The organism is Xanthobacter sp. BG11Y11_SDJG (assembly GCF_057364445.1).
Window position 1 is genome coordinate 1 of the sequence record NZ_JBNFNU010000371.1, and the last position, 4,177, is coordinate 4,177.

The 4,177-nt window shown below is 70.1% G+C and carries 3 protein-coding genes; 2 read left to right on the forward strand and 1 reads right to left on the reverse strand.

Annotated features, from left to right (window positions below; genetic code table 11):
• On the forward strand, positions 1 to 592 hold a 592-nt coding region (locus tag AC2W7M_RS20940; RefSeq protein WP_486134605.1), incomplete at its 5' end, for a DUF2778 domain-containing protein.
• Between the two features lie 69 nt (positions 593 to 661).
• Here the strand turns inward: AC2W7M_RS20940 and AC2W7M_RS20945 are convergent.
• On the reverse strand, positions 662 to 1,249 hold the full coding sequence (locus AC2W7M_RS20945) for a chlorite dismutase family protein (protein ID WP_486134607.1): 588 nt from the start codon (positions 1,247 to 1,249) through the stop codon (positions 662 to 664).
• Positions 1,250 to 1,367: 118 nt separating this feature from the next.
• On the opposite strand from AC2W7M_RS20945, the gene AC2W7M_RS20950 reads away from it, so the two are divergent.
• Positions 1,368 to 4,177 (forward strand): [protein-PII] uridylyltransferase (locus AC2W7M_RS20950; RefSeq protein WP_486134608.1); only part of this gene is annotated, 2,810 nt, incomplete at its 3' end.

Genomic DNA, 4,177 nt, shown 5'->3' on the forward strand with positions numbered 1-4,177 from the left:
CGGCCGTCGCCGTGGCCGCCGGGCGGCGTCCGCCGCGCCCCTGCCGACGCCCAACCCGCTCACGCGCGAGCGCGACGCCTATGGCGACCTCGCCGCGCGCGACGCGGACAAGGACCATGTGCCGTGGACCAAGGCGGACGTGGCCCTGCCCACCCCCGGCAGCGGCTATGCGGTCTATGACATCGTCGGCCAGACCGTCTACATGCCCAACGGCGACCGGCTGGAGGCGCATTCCGGCTACGGCAAGATGTTCGACGACCCGCGCCACGTCTCCAAGCGCATGGTCGGCCCGACTCCGCCCAACACCTACAATCTGGTGATGCGCGAGGCGCTGTTCCACGGCGTCGAGGCGATCCGCATGCATCCGGTCGAAAAGGACAAGATGTTCGGGCGCGACGGCATCCTCACCCACAGCTACCTGCTGGGGCCGCGCGGCGATTCCAACGGCTGCGTCTCGTTCAAGGACTACGAGAAGTTCCTTGCCGCCTTCAAGCGGGGCGAGGTCAAGCAATTGATCGTGGTGGCGGAACTCGCCAACCCGCCGCCGCCGGCCAATCCGCTCCTGGCCTGGCTCAGCGGCAACAAGCGCTGAGCCGCGCGGGCGCCGGCGGTCCGACGCGCCTGCATTGCGCGGACCGGCTTCACCCCGCTCGCGAGTGCTTCAGAAGACCGCGCCCATGGCGACCGCGCCCCCGTCGCGGCTGAGGCGGATGTCCACCTCCCGATCCACATAGCGCCATTCCTCGGTCGCCCGCAGGCGGCCGACCAGCTCCTCGAACGCCGCGGCGTCGGCGGGCGCGTATTCGAACCAGGTCAGGAAATCGAACGGCTCGCCGCCGATCTCCCGGCTGTGGTGCAGCCGGCGCGCCACCTGGGGCAGATAGTCGAGGCCGATGGCGATGTGCCGCGAGCGCTCCTCGATCACGGCCCGCCGCTCGTCCTGGGCCAGTTCCCACCAGGCCTCGGTCTTGCGCACCGGGATCAGCGCGGCGCAGGTGGCGCCGGGACGTGCCAGGCCCTCCTGCCGCGCGCGCAGCGCAGAAAGCTCCGCGCGCTCGGTGTAGCGCGGATGACTGGTCACCCCGCCGAGCTGCCACGCGGTGCCCGCCGCCGGGTCCGGCCGCTGGCCCTCTGCGACGTCCAGGCGATCGGCTTCCGCCAGCGTCGGGCCGATCACCGGCGCGATGCGATCGATGCGCCAGAGGCCGGCCGGCCCGGCAGTGAAGGCGACAAGAAGCGGAGCGGCCATGGGTGGTTTCCGGCATGCGAAAGAGCAAGCCTAGCATTGCCGCATTGCAGCACAAAGGCATGCGCCGCGGGCGCCGCGCCCCTCGACGCCCTGCGCCATCTCGCGCATAACTCTTGCCATGAACATCCAGCGCACCTCCGCCCCCCGCCCGCCGCGGGCGACCCGGACCATCGGCGAGCGTTTCGAGGGCAAGGCGCTCAAGGCCGAGATTCTCGACATCGCCCGCGCCCATCAGGGCCGCGACCTGGAATTGCGGCAGGCGGTCGTCACGCGCATGAAGCGTGCGCTCGCCGAGGGCCGGTCGGAGGCCGAGCGGCTGCTGATGGAGGAGGGGTGCGGGCGGTGCTGCGCCCAGCGCCTGTCCGCGCTCCAGGATGCCATCATCCAGGCGGCGTTCGAGGTGGCCACGACGCTGCTCTACCCCATGGACAACCCCTCGCGCTCCGAGCGCATGGCGGTGGCGGCGGTGGGCGGCTACGGGCGCGGCATGCTGGCGCCGGGCTCCGACACCGACATCCTGTTCGTGCTGCCCTACAAGCAGACCGCCTGGGGCGAGAGCGTCGCCGAGGCCATGCTCTACATGCTGTGGGACCTCGGCCTGAAGGTCGGCCACGCCACCCGCTCGGTGGACGAATCGCTGCGCCAGGCTCGGGCCGACGTCACCATCCGCACCTCGATCCTGGAGGCGCGCTTCCTGGTGGGCGACAAGGCCCTGTTCGAGGACCTGGAACGGCGCTTCGACAAGGAGGTGGTGGAGGGCACCGCCGCCGAGTTCGTGGCCGCCAAGATGGCCGAGCGCGAGGAGCGCCTGCGCCGCGCCGGCCAGTCGCGCTACCTGGTGGAGCCCAACGTCAAGGACGGCAAGGGCGGCCTCAGGGACCTGCACACGCTGTTCTGGATCGCGAAATACGTCTACCGCGTGCGCGCCACCGGGCAATTGGTGGCGAAGGGCGTGTTCACCCGCGAGGAGGCGCGGCTGTTCACCCGCTGCGAGGATTTCCTGTGGTCGGTGCGCTGCCACCTGCACTTCCTCACCGGGCGGGCCGAGGAACGCCTCTCCTTCGACCTCCAGCGCGATATGGCCGAGCGCCTCGGCTACACCGAGCATCCCGGCCAGCGCGACGTCGAGCGCTTCATGAAGCACTATTTCCTGGTGGCGAAGGACGTGGGCGACCTCACCGCCATCCTCTCCGCCGCGCTGGAGGAGCGCCACGACAAGCCGGTGCCCGGCCTCAAGGGCATGGTGCAGCGCTTCTCCGGCCGCTCGCGCAAGGTGGCGCTGAAGGAGACCACCGACTTCATCGTCGACCACGACCGCCTCAACGTGGCGGACGAGGACGCCTTCCAGCGCGATCCCGTCAACCTCATCCGCCTGTTCCACATCGCCGACAAGCGCGACCTGGCGCTGCATCCGGACGCCATGCGGCTTGCCGCCCGCTCGCTGGCGCTGATCGATGCGGACCTGCGCGAGAACGAGGAGGCCAACCGCCTGTTTCTGGAGGTGCTGTCCTCGCGCAACGCGCCCGAGACGGTGCTGCGGCGCATGAACGAGGCCGGCGTGCTCGGGCGCTTCGTGCCGGAGTTCGGCAAGGTCGTCGCCATGATGCAGTTCAACATGTACCACCACTACACGGTGGACGAGCATCTGCTGCGCTGCATCGGCATCCTCTCGGAGATCGAGCGCAAGTCGAACCCCGAGAACGGCCTCGCCAACGACCTGATGGCGACGGTGAAGAACCGCGCCCTGCTCTATGTGGCGCTGCTGCTGCACGACATCGCCAAGGGCCGCCCGGAGGACCATTCCATCGCCGGTGCCCGCATCGCCCGGCGCCTTTGCCCGCGCTTCGGCCTCTCGGCGGTGGAGACGGAGACGGTCGCCTGGCTGGTGGAGCAGCATCTCGTGATGTCCACCGTCGCCCAGTCGCGCGACCTCTCGGACAGGAAGACCATCGAGAACTTCGCCGCCGTGGTGCAGAACCTCGAGCGCATGAAGCTGCTCACCATCATCACCACGGCGGACATCCGCGCGGTGGGGCCGGGCACCTGGAACGGCTGGAAGGCGCAGCTTCTGCGCACGCTCTATTACGAGACCGAGCCGGTGCTCACCGGCGGCTTCTCCGAGGTCGACCGCGGCAAGCGCGTCGCCGTCGCCCAGGCCCAGTTCCGCCACGCGCTCGCCGACTGGCCGGACGAGAAGGTCGCCGCCTATGCGTCGCGCCACTATCCGCCCTATTGGCTGCGCGTGGACCTCGACACCAAGCTCATCCATGCCCGCTTCGTGGACGCCACCGAGGCGGCGGGCAGGAGCCTGGCGGTCCATGCGGAACTCGACCGCACGCGGGGCATCACCACCTTGATGGTGCTGGCACCCGACCATCCCAAGCTGCTTTCGGTGATCGCCGGCGCCTGCGCCTCGGCCGGCGCCAACATCGTCGACGCCCACATCTCCACCACCACGGACGGGCTGGCGCTCGACACCATCTCCATCCGCCGCGCCTTCGAGCATGACGAGGACGAGCGGCGCCGCGCCGACAAGGTGAAGGACGCCATCGAGAAGGCGCTGGCCGGCGAGGTGCGCCTGCCGGAGGTGATCGCCCGCAAGCTGCCGAAGGGCCGGCGCACCTTCTCGGTGGAGCCGGAGGTGACGGTGAACAATTCCTGGTCGAACCGCCACACCGTGGTGGAGGTCTCCGGCCTCGACCGGCCGGGCCTCTTGTTCGAGCTCACCACCACGCTGTCGCGGCTCAACCTCAACATCGCCTCGGCGCACGTGGCGACCTTCGGCGAGCGGGCGGTGGACGTGTTCTACGTCACCGACCTGATGGGCGCGAAGATCACCGGCGCCGCGCGCCAGTCGGCCATCCGCCGCGCGCTCGTGGCGGTGTTCGAGGGCGCCAGCGACGACGAGGAGGCCCCGCGCCGCGCCGC